This is a genomic window from Shinella sp., from assembly GCF_035998705.1.
Lineage (GTDB): Bacteria > Pseudomonadota > Alphaproteobacteria > Rhizobiales > Rhizobiaceae > Shinella.
In genome coordinates this window covers 78,737-96,852 of sequence record NZ_DASYHH010000014.1, presented here as the reverse complement: position 1 = coordinate 96,852, position 18,116 = coordinate 78,737, and the positions used below count along the sequence as shown (strand labels likewise).

Annotated in this window: 17 protein-coding genes; 4 read left to right on the top strand and 13 right to left on the bottom strand. The window is 65.3% G+C overall.

What is annotated here, in order from left to right:
* Positions 1-6: 6 nt before the first annotated feature.
* From VGN93_RS11985 to VGN93_RS11935, 11 genes are all read right to left on the bottom strand, one after another.
* Positions 7-1,143, bottom strand: coding sequence for an extracellular solute-binding protein (locus tag VGN93_RS11985; RefSeq protein ID WP_327507670.1), 1,137 nt, complete (start codon positions 1,141-1,143; stop codon positions 7-9).
* Positions 1,140-2,000, bottom strand: a complete 861-nt coding sequence (locus VGN93_RS11980; protein ID WP_327507669.1) for an SMP-30/gluconolactonase/LRE family protein — start codon at positions 1,998-2,000, stop codon at positions 1,140-1,142. The genes VGN93_RS11985 and VGN93_RS11980 overlap by 4 nt, the downstream gene beginning before the upstream one ends.
* A complete protein-coding gene (locus VGN93_RS11975) occupies positions 2,000-3,052 on the bottom strand; it encodes an ABC transporter ATP-binding protein (RefSeq protein WP_327507668.1) in 1,053 nt (350 codons plus the stop codon). Before VGN93_RS11975 ends, VGN93_RS11980 begins: the two co-directional genes overlap by 1 nt.
* 1 nt (position 3,053) lies before the next feature.
* Positions 3,054-4,136: a hypothetical protein gene (locus VGN93_RS11970; RefSeq protein ID WP_327507667.1), complete on the bottom strand. Its 1,083-nt coding sequence runs from the start codon at positions 4,134-4,136 to the stop codon at positions 3,054-3,056.
* Positions 4,136-4,894 (bottom strand): SDR family NAD(P)-dependent oxidoreductase, encoded by a 759-nt coding sequence (locus tag VGN93_RS11965; RefSeq protein WP_327507666.1) that lies wholly within the window; start codon positions 4,892-4,894, stop codon positions 4,136-4,138. The genes VGN93_RS11970 and VGN93_RS11965 overlap by 1 nt, the downstream gene beginning before the upstream one ends.
* A 2-nt stretch (positions 4,895-4,896) precedes the next feature.
* A complete protein-coding gene (locus VGN93_RS11960) occupies positions 4,897-5,676 on the bottom strand; it encodes an enoyl-CoA hydratase/isomerase family protein (RefSeq protein WP_327507665.1) in 780 nt (259 codons plus the stop codon).
* A gap of 3 nt (positions 5,677-5,679) precedes the next feature.
* Positions 5,680-6,507, bottom strand: coding sequence for a carbohydrate ABC transporter permease (locus VGN93_RS11955; protein ID WP_327507664.1), 828 nt, complete (start codon positions 6,505-6,507; stop codon positions 5,680-5,682).
* Entirely contained in the window at positions 6,504-7,388 is an 885-nt protein-coding gene (locus tag VGN93_RS11950; protein WP_327507663.1) for a sugar ABC transporter permease, read from the bottom strand. The genes VGN93_RS11955 and VGN93_RS11950 overlap by 4 nt, the downstream gene beginning before the upstream one ends.
* Positions 7,389-7,445: 57 nt before the next feature.
* A complete protein-coding gene (locus VGN93_RS11945; RefSeq protein ID WP_327507662.1) occupies positions 7,446-8,663 on the bottom strand; it encodes a sugar ABC transporter substrate-binding protein in 1,218 nt (405 codons plus the stop codon).
* Positions 8,664-8,690: 27 nt separating this feature from the next.
* A complete protein-coding gene (locus VGN93_RS11940) occupies positions 8,691-10,451 on the bottom strand; it encodes a substrate-binding domain-containing protein (protein ID WP_327507661.1) in 1,761 nt (586 codons plus the stop codon).
* A gap of 132 nt (positions 10,452-10,583) precedes the next feature.
* Positions 10,584-11,492 carry a LysR family transcriptional regulator gene (locus VGN93_RS11935; protein ID WP_327507660.1) on the bottom strand — a complete coding sequence of 303 codons (909 nt, stop codon included), beginning with the start codon at positions 11,490-11,492 and terminating at the stop codon, positions 10,584-10,586.
* Between the two features lie 129 nt (positions 11,493-11,621).
* Here VGN93_RS11935 and VGN93_RS11930 point away from each other — a divergent pair, with 129 nt between their 5' ends.
* The 3 genes from VGN93_RS11930 to VGN93_RS11920 all read left to right on the top strand — a co-directional run bounded on the left by VGN93_RS11930 (position 11,622) and on the right by VGN93_RS11920 (position 13,385).
* Complete coding sequence (locus VGN93_RS11930; protein WP_327507659.1) at positions 11,622-12,101, top strand: carboxymuconolactone decarboxylase family protein; 480 nt, start codon at positions 11,622-11,624, stop codon at positions 12,099-12,101.
* A gap of 64 nt (positions 12,102-12,165) precedes the next feature.
* Positions 12,166-12,918 carry an SDR family oxidoreductase gene (locus tag VGN93_RS11925; protein ID WP_327507658.1) on the top strand — a complete coding sequence of 251 codons (753 nt, stop codon included), beginning with the start codon at positions 12,166-12,168 and terminating at the stop codon, positions 12,916-12,918.
* 56 nt (positions 12,919-12,974) lie between these two features.
* The gene (locus VGN93_RS11920; RefSeq protein WP_327507657.1) at positions 12,975-13,385 is read left to right on the top strand and encodes a cupin domain-containing protein; all 411 of its coding nucleotides are present in this window, start codon (positions 12,975-12,977) and stop codon (positions 13,383-13,385) included.
* A gap of 88 nt (positions 13,386-13,473) precedes the next feature.
* Here VGN93_RS11920 and cckA read toward each other — a convergent pair whose 3' ends face one another.
* Positions 13,474-16,077: a cell cycle histidine kinase CckA gene (gene cckA, locus VGN93_RS11915; protein WP_327507656.1), complete on the bottom strand. Its 2,604-nt coding sequence runs from the start codon at positions 16,075-16,077 to the stop codon at positions 13,474-13,476.
* Positions 16,078-16,373: 296 nt separating this feature from the next.
* On the opposite strand from cckA, the gene VGN93_RS11910 reads away from it, so the two are divergent.
* Entirely contained in the window at positions 16,374-17,366 is a 993-nt protein-coding gene (locus VGN93_RS11910; protein ID WP_327507655.1) for a flagellar biosynthetic protein FliO, read from the top strand.
* Positions 17,367-17,531: 165 nt separating this feature from the next.
* On the opposite strand, the gene dksA is transcribed toward VGN93_RS11910, so the two are convergent.
* On the bottom strand, positions 17,532-17,951 hold the full coding sequence (gene dksA, locus VGN93_RS11905) for an RNA polymerase-binding protein DksA (protein ID WP_319321759.1): 420 nt from the start codon (positions 17,949-17,951) through the stop codon (positions 17,532-17,534).
* Between the last annotated feature and the right edge of the window lie 165 nt (positions 17,952-18,116).

Below are 18,116 nucleotides of genomic sequence, written 5' to 3'. Positions count from 1 at the left end.
AGCCTTTCAGGTATCGAGACGTCCGCGTGCGGCATGGCGCGCGCGGAACCAAAGGGTGCGAAGGATGGCAAGGGTGGTTTCCGGCTCTTCCCGCCGCTCCAGCGCGCTACGGATCCGTTCCGCCGCCGCCGTCTGGAAGGCGATGTAGCCGTCAAAGCGAGGGCGCAGCAGCGCGCTTTGCGCGGTGGCGAGCGTGTTGCGATAGAAATCGCCCCAGGCATCGTTGACTGCCGCATCCTGCCAGGCGGCGCGCGCGGAGGGCTGGCCGCCGAAGGCGGGAAAGGTTTCGACCTGCGTCGGCACCGAGAGCAGCGATGCGATATGGGCGAGAAGCTCCGGCGTCGGCCGGCAACGGCGTGAGAAGGCGATGCCCGTGCCCCCGATCACGCCGCCCTTGCCCTGCGACATGCGGATCGTGTCCGAAAACCCGATCGTGTGGGGCGCATGGCCGGGTGCTGCATAGGTGACATAGCCGAAGACCAGCGGCACGAGCGCGATGTCGTCGCTTCGGGCCATGGTTTCGAGAAGCCCGATGGGATTGAGATCCTCGCTGCCGGGCGGACGGCGGGCATAAAGGCGGTGCATGATTTCAAGCATGGCCCCGCCTTTGGCGTCCGACAGGAAATCCTCCCCGCCGACGCGGCCGCCGGCGCCCGCCACCATCGAGATCAGGCTCAGCACCGCATGAGGGCCGGCGAGCGATTGCGCCACCGGCAGGTGCTTTGCCAGTGTCGCAACCTCGTCCCAGCCATGGAGAGGGTTGGCGATGCGGTCGGTGCGGCGGGCCATGACCTGCGTCGCGACATCCAGCGGCAAGGCCCAGGTCCTGCCGTCCCAGCGATAACTTTCGGCCGAGGGACCGACGCTGTCCTGCCGCCAGGCCCGCAACTGCTCGGCGGGATAGAGGTCTTCGAGCGGCAGGAAACAGCCCTCCGCGACAGCTTCGCCGATATGCGGATGATCCATCACCAGAAGATCGTTGTTTTCGGCGAGTTCGCGAATCGACGCGCTTTCAAAGCCTTCGAGCGGTTGTTTGTTCCAGTGGATCAACGGCGCCGCGCGGCCCGCATTCACGCGGCGCGCAGTCTCGGCGAGCGCATTGTAGCCGCGCGGATGGTCCCAGGTCAGGCCGATGAAGGTCATAGCGATGCCCTCCAGAGCGGCGGCGCGCCGACATCACAGTCGATGGCCGCGATGTGCCAGCGGCCGAGATTGGCGGCAAAAAGCCTTGTGCCGTCAAAGGCGATGTTGGTGGGATGGCATAGCACATGTGCCGTCGGGTCTTCGGCGAGCACGCGGACGTTTCCCGCGCTGTCGATGCGCAGGATGCGCGAGGGTTCGTAGAGGGAGACCAGCAGATTGCCTTGCCCGTCGAAGGCCAGGCCGTCCGGATAGCCGGGCAGATCGGTAACGAACCGGCTGATGGCACCGGCGCCGCCATCCGCTTCGATCTCGACCCGCGATACCCGTTGCGCGAAGGTCTCGCAGACATAGAGCGCCTCGTCGCCGGTCCGCATGGCAAGGCCATTGGCGAAGGTGAAATCGGCTTTGCACCAGAGCCGCCCTTCGCCACCGGCGAGGTCGAAGGACCAGATGCCGGGTCCGGGTTGCGCGGAATCGTGGCTGTCCGAGACGAGGAGCCGGCCCCGGCGCCGATCGATGATGGGATAGTTGGGAATGCGCAGTCCCGGCGCTTCGAGCCGCGCGAGCGCGCCGGTGCCGAGATCCAGCCGAAACACCGAGGCATGTTTCAGGTCGCAGGCATAGAGCGCCCTGTCGCCGTCGAAGGCGAGACCGAGGATGAAGCCGCCGGTTCCGGCAACACGCTCGATGCGGCTGCCATCCGGCGCAATACGGCAGAGATCGCCATCCTGATTGCCGCACCAGATCCAGCCATCCGGCCCGACGGCGACGCCCTCCGGATGGCTGAGCCGCGGCTCGCTCCAGATGCCGTCGAAGAACACCCGCAGACAGTCCGGCGAAAGAATGGGCGTCGACATCACGCCTCTCCCCGCCGCTCGCCGCTCTCCGTATCGAAGAGGTGCATGCGCCCCGCCTCGAAGCTGAGGCTGACGGGCGCGCCCCTTTCAAACCCCGTCTCCGGCGGCAGCTTGGCGGCAATCAGGGCTTCGCCCGCCTTGACGATCAGGATGGTGCAATCGCCGAGCAGTTCCGATGAAAAGACGGTGCCGGAGAAATGACCGCTGCCTTCCGGGGCGAGCCGGACATGCTCCGGCCGCACCCCGAGCGTCACGTCGCCCGCCGCCTGCGCCAAGGGGAAACGCCCGCCGTCGCTGGCGAACCATCCATCCCGCAGATGGCCGGGCAAGAGGTTCATCGGCGGCGAGCCGATGAAGCCGGCGACGAAAGTGTTTGCGGGACGGGCGTAGATTTCGGCCGGCGTTCCGATCTGCTGGATTACCGCCTTGTTGAGCACGACGATGCGGTCGGCGAGCGTCATGGCCTCGACCTGGTCGTGGGTCACGTAGACGGTGGTGACGCCGAGATCCCGTTGCAGGTTCTTCAACTCGCCGCGCATCACCGTGCGCAGCTTCGCGTCCAGGTTGGAAAGAGGCTCGTCCATCAGGAAGATCTGCGGGCGGCGCACGATGGCGCGCGCAAGCGCCACGCGCTGGCGCTGGCCGCCGGAAAGCTCGGCCGGGCGCCGAGTGAGGAGATGCAGCATGTCGACGCGCTGGGCTGCGGCGCGAACCAGTTCCTCCCGCTCGGGCTTTGCCACTTTGCGGACCTTCAGCGGATAGGCGATGTTCTCGCCGACGGTCATATGCGGGTAGAGCGCATAGTTCTGGAACACCATGGCGAGGTCGCGGTCGCGGGCCGGAATGTCGTTGACCCGGCGCCCGCCGATCAGGATCTCGCCCGACGTGGGCTCTTCGAGGCCCGCGACGATGCGCATGGTGGTGGACTTGCCGCAGCCGGAGGGGCCGAGCAGGACGAGAAATTCGCCGTCGCCGATGGAGAGGTCGAGCCCACCGAGCGCGGTATAGGCGCCAAAACTCTTGGTCAGTTTGCGCAATTCGATTGCGGCCATGTCATTCAAGTCCTTTCAGGAAGTCTCGGCGCCACGGCAGCGACATTTGCCGCCCGGCGCCGTCCGAGATGGTAAGCCGGTCACCCGCGACGGATATGCCGGCAATCTCCGTCCAGCCCGCGGGCCGCGGCACGGCGCCCATCACGTGGCGGACGGTGTGACTGCGGCCTTCGCCAAGTGGCAGGCCGGTCGCCACGCCCTCGGCCGAAATCGGATTTTCGCGCAGTGCCGCAGCCTCGCCGGCAGGCCCAGCGAAGCAAGCGTCTTCGATGCCGGTAACGCCGAGAACACGTCCGTTCCACGGCGCGTGGTCGCGCCCGCCATTGGAGAACCACAGCATGGTGATCGGCAGGACGGTCGGGTCCTTGAGGAAGAAGACGATGTCGTCCTCGTCCTCCCGGATCACGGCGGACCAGCCGAGCGTGGCGCCGGGCGCCTCCACCAGGGTGACGAAATCCTCGTTGCGCACACCGATCGGCCAGCGCGTCAGGTCCACCGGCGCACCATTAGCGCCGGCCACCTGCGTGAGTTCGGTTGCCCGCGTAGGATAGGCAAGGCAGGAGCGCCCCGGCTGGAAAACCTGTTCGGGCGTGAAGATCGCCCGTTTCTTCGAGGTGAAGAAGCGCCCCTGCCCCGAGAGATGCAGCATCGGATGGTGGGACACGGGCAGCAGCCCCTCGCCGCCCTCGATGCGGTGCTCCTGGTAGACAAGCGGCGCATCCTCCGCGAGCGCAAGGTCCTTGGTGATCCTTGCACCGTGCACGTCGCGCACAAGACCGAAACGCAACCGGCCGGCTCGACGATCTTCGAGGCGCCAGGGACTGTTGGCCGTCCAGCCATGGGCGGGCACGTCGGGATCGACGGCGGCTGCGAAGGGCGCACAGAAAAAATCTCCCGCAAGCCGGCGCTCGGCGGGCGAAAGGCTCGCATCCGCCTGAGCCTCCGGCTCGTCGCGCCAGGGCGCGGCGTAAAGCGGCGCCATCGAGCGGCCCGCCCAATGGAAGCGCAGCCGGGGAATGTTGCCGACCGCGGGGTCGAACAACAATGCGCCGCAGGCGGTCTCTATGGAAAGCAGGTCCTGCATCACTCGCCCCGAATGGCGAGGCCGCCGTCGCAGCGCACGACCTCGCCGGTGATGAAGCTTGCCCGGTCCGAGGCGAGGAAGGCGACGAGTTCGGCAACCTCCATCGGTTGGCCGAAACGGCCGATGGGGTGCGCCCGGTTCCAGCTGTCGATCAGCGCCGCCGCATCGTCGGTCTCCTCGAAGATCTTCTCGTTCATCGGGGTCATGATCGTGCCGGGCGCCACCGCATTGACACGGATGCCCGCCTTGGCGAGGTCGATGGCGCATTGCCGCGTCAGCGAAATGATCGCGCCCTTCGCGGCCGCATAAGCCGGCCAGCCCTGGAAGCCAATCAGGCCCTGGACGGAGGAGAGATTGACGACGGCACCGCCGCCGCGCTTGCGCAGCAGCGGCACGCAGGCCTTCATGGTGCGCCAGAAGCCGGTGAGATTCGTGTCGATCACCGTCGTCCAGCGTTCCTCGTCGATCTCGTCGATCACACCATTGAGGGCGACCGCGGCATTGTTGACGATGATGTCCAGCCCGCCGAACCGCGCTTCCGCCATTGCCGCCATGGCCTGCATGTCGGCAAGGCTGCGCACGTCGCCGCGCAGGAACACGACGGATTGGCCGAGCGTGCCGGCGAGCGCCTCGCCGCTGGCCTCGTCGATATCGGAAAAGACGACCTGGCCGCCGCGTGCCGCAAACAATTCCACGCAGGAGCGGCCGATGCCCTTGGCGCCGCCCGTTATGACGATGACTTTGCCTTCGAATTCCATGATTATTCCATCCTGAACTGGGGATCGCGCTTTTCCAGGAAGGCATCGATGCCCTCCTGCCCGTCGGCCGTCGAATAGAGGCGGAACAGCACCTCCTGCTCCAGGCTCTTGGCGGTCTCGATGCCGGCATCCTGTCCTTCGCGCAGCAGCCGCTTCATTTCGGCGGCCGCGAGCGGCGCAATCTTGAGACAAGCCCGCGCCCGGCGCAGGATCGCCTCGTCCATGTCCTCCGCCGGCACGACATCGGCGGCGATCCCGAGCGCCAAGGCGCGCTCCGCCGATAGCCGCCAGCCCGCCAGAAGCAGGTCGGACGCCGCATATTTGCCGATCGCCCGCAACAGCCTCTGCGTGCCGCCGCCGCCGGGGCTGAGCCCGAGCCGGCCTTCCGGCAGGCCGAGCTGCGCGGTCTCCGACAGGATCAGGATGTCGCAGCAGAGCGCGATCTCGAAACCGCCGCCGAGCGCAAAACCGTCGATCGCGCAGATCACCGGCTTGCCGATGCGTTCCAGCCGGTCGAAGACGCGGCGGGAATTGAGCTGATAGGCGATGAATTCCGCCCGTTTGTTTCCCTGGTATTCGGCGATATCCGCCCCCGCGACGAAGGCCTTGCCGCCGGCACCGCGCAGCACGATAACACGGACGGCAGGGTCCGCCGCCGCAGCGTCGAGTGCGGCTTCGAATTCGTGCATCAGGGGCGTGGAGAGCGCGTTCAGCTTCTCCGGCCGGTTGAACAGGATCTGGCGGATGCCCGGTAGGAGATCGGAAGGTTCGATCAGCGCCATGGCCTAACCTTTCACGGCACCGGCGGTGATGCCGGCGACGAAATAGCGTTGCAGGAAGAAGAACACGGCCATGACCGGCAGCGAGACCATCACCGAGGACGCCATGAGTTCGCCGTAGCGGATGCCGTATTGGCCGATGAAGTCGTTGAGCCCGACCGGCAGGGTGCGCATCTCTTTCGTCGAGGTGAAGGAGAGCGCGAAGAGAAACTCCTGCCAGGTGACGATCAGCACATAGACCGAGGTGGCGATGAGGCCGGGACGCGACAGCGGCACGACGATATCCCAGAACACGCGCAACGGTGTCGCGCCGTCGATGGCGGCGGATTCTTCAAGCGCTGCCGGCAGTTTCAGCAGGAAGCCCCGCAGCATCCAGATCGCCACCGGCAGCGTCACCGAGACATAGGCAAGAATCAGCGACCAGTAGGTGTTGAGCAGGTTGGCGCTGCGCATCATCTTGTAGATCGGGATGATGATCGCGGAATGCGGGAACATCTGCGCCAGAACCACCAGGCCCACCAGCGCCGAGATCACGCCGAGCTGCGCCCGGGTAAAACTGTAGGCGGCGAGCAGGCCGAGCGTCACGCTGATGACGACCGTCGACAGCGAAACCACCAGCGAATTGAAGAAATAGGTGCGGAACTCCGGCCGGAATGCCGTGATGTAGTTGTCGATCGTCGGATTGTCCGGCCAGAGCCGGGCCGGGATCGCAAAGGGTTCTGCCGGCGGCTTCAGGCTGACGGAGACCATCCAGAAGAACGGCAGGAGCACAAGCAGGGCCAGCAGGAGCTGGAGCAGCATCAGGCCGAGATGGGTCGAGCGGGTCTGTTTCATGCCGCGGCCCTCCGGCGATTGGCGCCGCCCTGGACGATGGCGTAGAGCGCCACGAGCACGGCGAGCACGAGGATCGAGAACACGCCGTAGGTCGCCGCCTCGCCGAAGCGGAACTGGCCGAATCCGGTCTCGTAGATCTTGGTGGGGAAGATATGGGTCGCCGATTGCGGGCCACCCTTGGTCAGGACCCAGATGATATCGAAATAGTTGAAGGTCAGGATCAGCGTCAGCACGATATTGACGACGACCACGTCGCGGATCGCCGGCAAGGTCACATCTATGAGCCGGCGAACCGGCCCCGCGCCGTCGAGCGTCGCGGCCTCGATCTGGCTGCGATCGACGTTCTGAAGCGCTGCCAGATAGATCAGCATGGAGAAGGGAAAGCCCTTCCACACGGCAGCGACGATGACAGAGGCCATGGCCATGCGACTATCGGCAAGCCAGGCGACGCTGTTTTCGATCAGGCCCACCTGGAGCAGCAGCGAGTTCACGAGGCCGAGCTGCGGATCATACATGAAGCGCCACAGGATGGCCGCGACGACGCCCGGCAGGATGAAAGGCAGCAGCACGATGGCGCGCAGCGTGCCCTGCATGGGCAGGTTCTGGTTGAGCAGAAGCGCCGTCAGGAAGCCGAGAATGTTCTGGAGCAGCACGACGCCGAGCGTCCAGACGATCGAATTCACCAGCACCTCGGTAAAGGTGCCGTCGGCGAGCACGCGCCGGTAGAGCGCGAGGCCGGCAAATGTCGGGTCCGGGTTCAGAAAGCTCGTTTCGTGAAAACTCTCATAGACCGTGCCGAGCATCGGATAATACAGCATGACCGCCATCAGAAGGAGAGCGGGTGCAAGAAGCAGCCAGTGGAGCCGGCGATCTTGGCGCATGGGAAAAGCCTCGTCCTCTTGCCGCACCCCGTTTCCGGGATGCGGCAGACGCTGGAATTACTTGAGGGAATTGATGGTGTCGCAGGCCTTCGCCGTCGCCGCGGCCACATCGTTGCCCGCATAGATGTCCTGGAACATCGCGACCTGTGCATCCGCCAGTTCGAGATAGCGCGGCGAGAGCGGCCGAGCCTTCGCATTGTCGAGATGCGTCATGATCGTCTGCGGGTCCTGCCGGTTCTTCGCGAGGAAGGCCTCGGCGGCTTTCTTGTTGGCGGGGATGAGGTCGACCACATCGCCGTTCACGTCTTCACGCACCATGAACTGGATGAATTTCCAGGCCGCGTCCTTGTGCTGCGAGGTCTCGAAGACCGCGAGGTTCCAGCCGCCGAAGGTGCCGACCGGCGTCTTGCCTTCCGGTGCCGTGCCGTTGACGAAGCCCCAGCTGAGGCTGCTCTTCTGCAAGGTCGGCTGTTCCAGCGCCGGCCAGAACTCGATGGCGAGCGAGCCATTGAGGAAGAGCTCGCGCATGTCGCCGGACGAGGCGTTGAGAATGCCGGCGGGCGCGAACTTGGCCAAGCCCTGGAGATAGGTCAGCGCCTCGACGGCGGGCGCCTCCGTCAGCGCGCAGCTACCGTCGTCGTTGAGGATCTTGCCGCCGTTGGAGAAAATGAAGGAATCCCCGACGACGACCGTGTCCTCGCCCTTGTGGCCGAACAGGCCGACGCCGAACTTGCCATCCGCCGTCAGCTTCTCGGCCGCAGCCTTCAGGCCGTCGAAGGTCGAAAGGCTCGCCGGATCGATCTTGGCGGCGTCGAGCAGCGCCTTGTTGTAATAGCTGAACTGCCAGACATCGACGTTGAACGGAATGCCGTAAAGCTTGCCGTCCAGCACCGCCGAATCCCACGCGCCGCCGAAGAAGCCGTCACGGGCAAGGCCAGCCGCGCCGGCCTGCGCCGTCAGGTCGGAGACCGCGCCCGCCTTGGCGAAGGCGCCGACCCAGATCTGGTCGAGCGTCGCGATATCCGGGGCGTTGCCACCCTGCACGGCGGTGAGCAGCCGCTGCTGGTATTCCGGATAGGGAACGGTCGTCACCTCGATCTTGATATCGGGGTTTTCCGTCATGAACCGTTCGACGGCGGCCTTCTGCACATCGGAAAGGCCGCTTTCGGTCTGCTGGTTGTCCCAGAATTGCAGCGTGACCTCCTGGGCCAAAACCGGCGCTGCTGCCAGCAACCCAACTCCCAGAGCCACAGTCGTCAAAAATGATCGCTTCATGGTTTCCTCCCTCGCGATGTGATTGTTTCAGGATTGATTTCGATAGTTCCCGTCCGCCTCGAAGGCCGGTTCGGGCAGCACTTCGCCGGCAATCAGCACGTCGACGCCGACCGAACGGAAGCGCTGCCGATCCTCCGGCAGGGCACCGTCGTCCGTCAGGACCGAGCGAACCTGCGAGATGCCGGCAATGCGGTGGTTGGCGTCGGAGCCGAGCGCCACGCTGTCGGCAAGCACGATGCTGATCTCGGCCGCATTGATGAAGCGCTGCGCGGCGAGCGCCCGCCGCTCGTCGAGCGACGACAGGCCGAAGCCCGGCGTCACGCCGTCCGTTGCGATGAAGGCGAGATGCGGACGAACCCGCTCGAATATCGCGCCAAGACTTGGGCCGACGAGGCAGCGATCGGCCTTCTGGTATTCGCCGGCCGTCAGGATGACCTTGACGGCAGAGGTGTCCTCAAGCGCGTGCAGGACGTCGAAGGAATTGGTCAGCACGGTCACGCCCTGCAGGCGCTCCGACTTTTGCGCCGCGAGATTGCGCAACTCCTCCGCCAGGAAGAGGTTGACCTGCCCCTCGTTGAGCGCGACCACCATGCCCGGCCGCAGCAGTTGCGCCGCACTCTGCGCGATTTCGCGCCGCAGCCGGGCGATCTCGGCCGAAATGCCGTGATGCGGCGGCGCGGTGACCAGCGTCGCTCCGTAGACGAGGCAGCGGTCCTGCATGGCGATTGCCATGCTGCGATACCAGTCGTGCGCCGGATAATGCGGCAGGAAGCCGATGCGCCGCGACCGCAGGAGCTTCGTGTTGAAGCCCAACCGGACGCTGCTCAGCCGTTCGAGTACGTCCTCCTTGAGCCGCCAGGTCCCCGCCGCGTCGTCGAAATAGTCGGCAAGACTTTCCGGCGTGATGACGGCATGCGGCGTGATCGTGCCTTGCAGGGATTGTCCGAGAATTCCCAACACGGCCATATCAATGCCGAGGCGCCCCACCACTTCGGGAAACAGCGCGCCGACCGCCCGGAGCGGACCGGCCTCGGCAAGCCGCGCCATGAAGCCTGCGCTTTCGCCGCCCATCGAATAGACGGCAACCTGCCTGTCGAGGCGCTCGGCGGCCTCGATGCCGGCAATGGCGGCGTGATCGTTGACGGCGAAAACCAGGTTGATCGCCTCGTCCGCGGCGAAGGCGTCATGCGCCACGCGCAGGCCGATCCTGTAGCTGCCCTGGCCGTTGACCCGGTGGATCATCGCCGGCTTGACGCCCGCCTCGGCCAGCCCCGCCTCGAAGCCCGCCACCCGCTCGCGGGTATTGGGCAGCTCGGCCACACCGATCACCAGCATGGACACCGGCTTGCCGCCCATCTCCTGCCCCGCCAGCCGGCCGAGTTCGACGCCGGCGACGAAGTTGTCGGGGCCGAGATAGGCGCCCCCCTGCTGCGGCGCGCTTTCGGCGATGAAAGGGATACCCCGGCGGACGATCTCCCGCCGCAGCACATCGCTTCCCCGGCCCGAAATCGGCGGCAGGATGACGGCATCCAGCGAATCGAGATCGGAGGCCAGCGGGCTCGCCTCGGCGCCTGGCAAGGCGCCGCGCGCGCGCAGCAGCGTCTCGTCGGACAGCACCGCTCCGCCGTGACGGCGCCGGATCGCCCCGAGTTCATCCAGCTGCGCCAGATCACGCCGCAGCGTTACCGCGGCAACGCCCGGCATGGATCGACGCAGCTCTTCCATGCTGACGACGCCCTGCTGGCGCAGCATGGAAATGATCCGCGCATGTCGCTGTTCCTTGATCATTTGATCTCCTCGAGGCGCACATTTGCGGATCGATACCGCCGCATCAACAGCGATACGGGCCGTTAAGGCCATCAAGGAGGATCATTCCGCTCCAAACGATCAAAAACGATCAGGCCACACCTGCTGCGAGGCCTAGACGTCCGATGCGCGCATCAGCGGATCGTCCTGGACGGCCTCGGCCAGGAACTCCAGCACCGCCTTCGTGCGCAGCGGCATGTTGCGCCGCGACGGATAGACCACGCTGATCGGCAGTCGCGTGGGCCGGAAATCGGGCATGACCTCGACAAGCCTGCCGCTTTGCATGTCCGGCAGGGCGAGAATGTGCGAGAGCACCGAGAGACCGGCGCCCGCGACCGTCGCGCGATGAACCGCGACGGCATTGTGCGCGATCAGCCGCGGCGCGATGCGAACCGCGACGTCGCACGCCCCATCGGAAAAAGACCAGGCGCGACTGTCGCCCGCGCGCTGGTAGCAGATGCAGGCGTGGCCGGTGAGGTCTTCGAGCAAGGTCGGGGGGCGGCACGTCGCAAGATAGGCGGGAGAGGCGACGAGAAACGCCGTCGTCCATCCGATCCGCCGACAGATCAGGCCATTGTCCGCCACCGGACCGATCCGCACCTCGAGATCGATCCCGTCCTGCACCAGATCGGAGGCGTCCTCCTTGAAGATCAGCTCGACCGAAAGCCCGGGATGGCGTGCGAGCAGGCTTCCCACCCTGTCGGCGAGAAAAAGCCCGAGCGGCGCCGGGACGCTCAGCTTCACTTTCCCCATCGCCGTTGCCGCATCCTGACCGAGGCTGTCGCCAAGGTCGTCCACGGCTTCCAGCACGCGCAGCGCCATCGGGATGATGCGCTCCCCCTCGGCCGTCAATGCCAGCGCGCTGGTCGTGCGGTGGAGAAGGCGGACGTTGAGGCGCGCCTCCAGGGCGGAAATCTGCCGCGATACCGCCGGCTGCGTCAGGTGGAGATCCTGCGCGGCGGCCGAGAATGAAGAGGTCTCCGCCACCCGCAGGAACGTGCGCAACGCCGATACGATGTCCATCGCCCGCCTCATACTCTTCGACATAAGCCTTATGCGCCAAGCTTATGCCGTTTCGGCTTTACAGTCCAGCAATTAAGGATATCTTATATCCATAAGGATACTTAATATCCTTAATTAAGGAAAGCGAACATGACCCAACGCCTGAACTACGCCCAGCAATCCCCCGAATTGTTCAAGAAGATTTCCGAGCTCAGCATGGCGCTCGCGGGCAGCGTCGTCGAACAGAAGATCCGCGACCTGGTGAACATCCGGGCCTCGCAGATGAATGGCTGCGCCTTCTGCCTCGACATGCATGTGAAGGAAGCCAAGATCCACGGCGAGAGCGAATTGCGCGTCCACCACGTCGCCATCTGGCGCGAATCGACCCTGTTCATCCCGCGCGAGCGCGCGGCGCTTGCCTGGACCGAAGCCCTGACGAAGCTGCCCGAGGGCGGCATTCCGGATGAGCTTTACGAGCGCGTGCGCGGCCAGCTCTCCGAGAAGGAGATTTCCGACCTCACCTTCTCGATCATGACGATCAACGCCTGGAACCGCGCCAGCATCGCCTTCAAGTCCGTGCCGGGCTCGGCCGACAAGCTCTACGGCCTCGACAAGGCCGGCCTCAACTGATCCGCAGCCGTCATCACGACCACTGGAAACGTGGCGCCACCGGCACCGCGAAGGGAGAAACATCATGAAAATCGTCATCATCGGCGGCACCGGCCTCATCGGCTCGAAGACCGTGGACCGCCTGCGCCAAAAGGGCCACGAGGTCATCGCCGCCTCGCCCAACACCGGCGTCAACACGATCACCGGCGAAGGTTTGGCCGCAGCGCTTGCCGGCGCCGACGTCGTGCTCGACCTCGCAAACTCGCCCTCTTTCGCCGATGCGGACGTCATGGCGTTCTTCGAGACCTCCGGGCGCAACCTGCTTGCCGCCGAAAAGGTGGCGGGTGTAAAACACCATATCGCGCTCTCCGTCGTCGGCACCGAGCGATTGCAGGAAAGCGGCTACTTCCGCGCCAAGCTCGCGCAGGAAAAGCTGATCAAGGCGTCCGGCATTCCCTATACGATCGTGCATTCGACGCAGTTCATGGAGTTCCTGAGCGGCATCGCGCAGTCGGGAACGGTCGGCGATACCGTCCATCTCTCCGCCGCCTACGTCCAGCCGATCGCCTCGGACGACGTCGCGGATGCGATGGCCGACGTGGCGCAGGCCGCGCCGATCAACGGCACGATTGAAATCGCCGGCCCCGAGCGCTTTCGGCTTCACGAACTGGTCGCGCTCTACCTCCAGGCCATGAACGATCCCCGCAAGGTCGCAGCCGACCCCGAGGCCCGCTATTTCGGCGCGCGGCTCGAAGACGGCTCGCTCGTCTCGGACGACAACCCGCGCCTTGGCAAAAACACCTTCAAGCAGTGGTTCGCCACCGCCCCGCGCAGGTAACCGGGTGGCGCCATGGTGCGGCACGCCGTTTCCTTCCCATCATCAGGAGCATCGACATGACCAGAACATCCCTCCTCTTCGCAGCCCTTGCCGCCGCAATCGCGACCGCCGGCCCGTCGCTTGCCAGCGACGCCGCGAACGTCACGCTCGTCTACGAACACGAGCTGCCGAACGTGCCCGGCAAGAGCATCCGCGGCGTCCTTGTCGAATATGGGCCGGGCGGCTTTTCCGAAGGCCACACCCACCCGACCTCGGCCTTCATCTATGCGACCGTGCTCGAAGGCGCGATCCGCAGCCAGGTCAATGACGGCCCGGTCAAGGTCTACAAGGCGGGCGAAAACTTTTCCGAACTCCCCGGCGACCGCCACGGCGTCAGCGCCAACGACAGCACGACGGCCCCCGCCAAGCTGCTCGCGGTCTTCGTGGTCGATACGGCGGAAAAGGAACTCGTCTACCCGATGAAATGAGGTTTTCCGGCGGCTCCGCATTCGACGCGGTGGAAGGATCTGTCGGGGCATTTATACAGAACGTGACGCGCAAACACGATCCTGGCCATCACGCGTCCAGCATCTCCCGCACCGCCTCAGCCAGCTGCTTCAACGAAAACGGCTTCGGCAGGAAGCCGAATTTGGCGTCGGCGGGGAGGTTGCGGGCGAAGGCGTCTTCGGCGTAGCCGGAGACGAAGATGAACTTCATGTCCGGATAACCTTTGCGCAACTCGCGCAGCAGCGTCGGGCCGTCCATTTCCGGCATCACCACGTCGGAAACGACGATGTCGACGGCGCCGTTCAGCTCTTCCATGATGTCGAGCGCCTCGACGCCGGAGCCGGCCTCGTGCACCGTATAGCCCCGGGTTTCCAGCATGCGTTTGCCGCCGCGGCGCACCGCCTCCTCGTCCTCGACGAGCAGCACGACGGCCGAGCCGCCGGTGAGGTCGCGCGGTTCCTTCTCCACAGCCGGCACGGTTGAGACCGGCTGCTTTTCGCCGGCTTGCAGGGCGGTCGCATCAACCGGCAGTTCTTCCTCGGTATGGCGCGGCATGAGGATGCGGAAGGTCGTGCCCTTGCCGACTTCGGAATCGAGATAGATGTAGCCGCCGGATTGTTTGACGATGCCGTAGACCATGGAAAGGCCGAGGCCGGTGCCCTTGCCGACTTCCTTGGTGGTGAAGAAGGGCTCGAAGATCTTGTCTATGATTTCCGGCGGAATGCCGGTGCCCTGGTCGGCGACCTCGACTTCCACATAGTCGCCCTCCGGCAGGTCGCGCAGATTGCGGGCGGCGGCCTCCTCGGCCTCCACGTTGCGCGTGCGGAAGGTGATCGTGCCGCCGTCCGGCATAGCGTCGCGGGCATTGACGGCAAGATTGATCAGCACCTGCTCGAACTGGCCGAGATCGGTCTTCACCGCCCAGAGGTCACGGCCGTATTCCACCTCGATCTTGACATTCGTGCCGGTCATGCGGTCGACGAGCATGCGCAGGTCGCCGATGACATCGGTGAGGTTCAGCACGGTCGGACGCATCGTCTGCTTGCGCGAGAAGGCGAGCAGCTGGCGCACCAGCACGGCGGCGCGGTTGGCGTTGCGCTTGATCTCCATGAGATCGGCGAAACTCGCATCCGACGGGCGGGCCGAGAGCAGCAGGTGGTCGGACGAGAGCAGGATCGCCGTCAGCACGTTGTTGAAATCGTGCGCGATGCCGCCGGCGAGCGTGCCGACCGCATTCATCTTCTGCGTCTGCGCCATCTGGGTTTCGAGCGCCTTCTGCTCGGTGCTCTCGACGGCATAGACGATCGCCGCCTCTTCCGGCGCCTCGTCGCTCTGGTCGATGACGGCATTCACATAGAAGCGGAAATGCCGTGTATCGTCCGCCGGGTGCAGCGAATCGAGCGGCGCGATGTCGCCCTGCCGGTCCTTCGCCGCGTCGAGTGCGGATTGCAGGCGCAGCCGGTCCGTCTCGTGCACGATGGCTTCGAGCTTGGCGCCGTGGTCGATGTCGTCGCGCGAGACGACGGTGGAAAACAGTTTGAGGAACGGCGCGTTGGTGCGCAGGATCCGGCCGTCGCCATCGACGGAGGCGATCGCCATCGGCGTGTTGTTGAAGAAGCGCGTGAAACGCATCGAGGCGATCGAGGCGGACTGGTCGCCTTCGCCGCCTTCTTCGCGAGCGAGCACGATGGTGCGGCTTTCGCCGGGCGCCCCGTCGCGCATGGAGGTGACGCGGTGCACGATGCGCACCGGAAGGCTCTGGCCGTTCGTCTTGCGCAGGTCGAGGTCGAGCATCTCCGTGCGCTTCAGGCCGGGTTCCGCCTGCACGGACTGGATGAGCGCCAGCCCCTCGCCCGCCACGACATCGGCAATCGACAGCGCGCCCGGATGGAATTTTGCCAGATCGATGCCGAGCCATTCGGCGAGCGTGGCGTTCAGGTAGACGATCTCGCCCTTGCGGCCGGCGGAGAAGAAGCCGGCGGGCGCATGGTCGAGATAGTCGATGGCGTTCTGCAATTCCTTGAAGAAGCGCTCCTGGTCGTCGCGCTCGGAGGTGATGTTGGAGACCTGCCAGATATAGAGCGGCGGCTTGGCCTTCTCGCGGTTCGGCAAAACGCGCGCCTTGAGGCGATACCACTGCGCGCCCGAGCCGCTGGCGGCGGACGGGTTGAGCGGCTTCTGGACGCGGAATTCCTCCGCCCCCTCCTTGCCCTCGTGCAGGCCGTTCGTCAGGCGGTAGACGGCCTCGGTGGCGTCGCGGTTGCGCGACAGCAGCGTTTCGAGCGTCTGCACCTCCGCCTCGCCGTTTGCGCCCGTCAGCGCGCCATAGGCGGCGTTGGCATAGACGATGCGGCCCTTGCGATCGGTGATGACGGTGCCGTCCGGGTGCGAATCGAGGAAGCCGCGGGCGAGATCGTCGGAGCGCGTCGCCTGCGGCATGATCTCGATGAAACCGATCAGCGCCGAGACGACGAAGAAGATGCCGGCCATGGCCAGCACGCCGAGAACCCCGAGCACGAGCTCGTTGTCGAGCTGGTTCTTGAACACGATGAAGGCGCCGGCAGAGGCCGCGAGCACGATCGCCAGCAGCACGACGCGAAGCGCCACCGCCGGCCGCACGCCGCGGTCCACGATCGGCAGATTGTCCTCGCCCGGCCGCTTCATCGTCGTCATCAATCCCTCGTCTGCATCCGTCCGGCCTTGCGCTTGGCCGGGACCCGATGCGAGAATCATGTTTATCCGCACGAGGGAAGCGCAAAAAGCCATCGAGGGGAAGCAAGGCCGCGAATTCACAGGGAATATTCCCGGCTCAAACATCGCAATTTTCGTAACCTGCCATACTTACGCGACGATGACGACGGCATTCGGTGCTGGACAAGCGCGGCGAAGCGCTTGTACGACCCCGTAAAAAGCCGTCAAATACAGCAATATGCCGAAAAAGGGCAAATCCCCGAAGGAGTGAGCGCGTCATGTTCCAGGAGATTCTCGCAGAGAACGGCACGAAGTTCGTCATCGCCGCCGTGGTGGTGCTGCTCGGCCTGCTCTGCCTCGCGCTGGTGTTGTGGATCATCCGGGGCCGTCCCTCCTCGCCCTTCATTCGCGGCGGACGCAACCGCACGCCGCGCCTTGCGGTGCTCGACGCCGCCGCGATCGACACGCGCCGCCGCCTCGTGCTGGTGCGCCGCGACGACGTGGAGCATCTCCTGATGATCGGCGGCCCGACCGACATCGTCGTCGAGACCCGCATCGCCACCGCCTCGGGCGAAACCGCCCAGCCTGCCGAAAAGGCAATCCAGCCCGTGATCGAACGCGCCGAACCCGCGCCCGTATTGCAGGAAGTGCCGGCCAGGGCAGCCGAGACGGCCGTCGCCGCACGCTCGGCGGCATCGTCCAGCGCCGCCAGCACGACGGCGGGCGCGGTGGAGCGCCGCCCGGTCGCGACGCCGGAAGGCGTCTCCGCCATGGCCAGGGTGCTCTATGCCGGCGACGACGAGGGTGCCGCACGCGCCGTGCCGGTCCGCACCGCCACCCAGCCGATGACGACGAACCAACAGGCGAATGTCGAGCAGCGCTCGTCGGAACGCCGCATCGAGGACGTGCTGGAACAGAGCCGCCAGCGTGTGCTGAGCCCGCAATCCGGGACGACGACGAGCGCCCAGGCCACCACCGGCCAGGGGGTGCAGCGCCCGGTGACGACGCCGGTGCTCGCCAAGCCGACGACCAACATCGCCGACAATCCGGCCCTCGTCAGCGAATTCGAAAAGATCCTCGAAGCCGAAATGGCGAGCAACGCCGCATCGAGCAGCGCCGCGCGCACGAGCGCACAGCCCACCTCGAACCCCACGCAGACCGCCGCGATGAGCGGACAGGCGCACGCACAGCCGAGCGCCAAGAGCCGCGAAGAAACCGAAGCCGAAATGGCCCGCCTGCTCGGTGAAATCGCCGCCAACCGCAAGGCCTGAGCCGGCTCGCCCGTCGTGACAATAAAAAAGCCGTTGGAAGAGATGCTTCCAACGGCTTCAATTTTTGACCCTTCCGATACCGCGCAGTAAAAAACCTGCCGGCACCGGAGATCTCCGGTGTTCGATCGCCGTCGACGCCGCCTGCGAAAATCCCGCAGAAAACGCCTACTCGTCGCGATATACCTTTTCCCGACGCTCGTGGCGCTCCTGCGCCTCGATCGAAAGCGTGGCGATCGGTCGGGCGTCGAGACGCTTGAGGCCGATCGGTTCGCCCGTTTCCTCGCAGTAACCGTAGGTGCCTTCGTCGAGACGTTGCAGCGCCGCATCGATCTTGGAGATCAGCTTGCGCTGGCGGTCGCGTGCCCGAAGTTCGATGGCACGGTCGGTTTCGGAAGACGCCCGGTCCGCGAGGTCCGGATGGTTTGCGCTTTCTTCTGCCAGGTGACCGAGGGTTTCTCGCGCTTCGCGCAGGATGTCGTTTTTCCAGGCGTTCAGCTTCGCTCGGAAGTAAGCCCGCTGGTTTACACTCATGAATTCATCGTCCTCATCGAGGGCGAGATTGCTAAGATCGATCTTCTCACTCAACGCGATTCTCCTGAAGAACATCTCAAGGCGCGCTGTATATCCCCACGGGTTGCGTGATTCAAGCCTGCCGGGACTTACCCACGGATTTTCGCGCCTGCCTTTGTTTTGAACCTTGCCAGACTAATATTTCATCAAGATTACAACGGGATGGCAAAACCGGCCGGG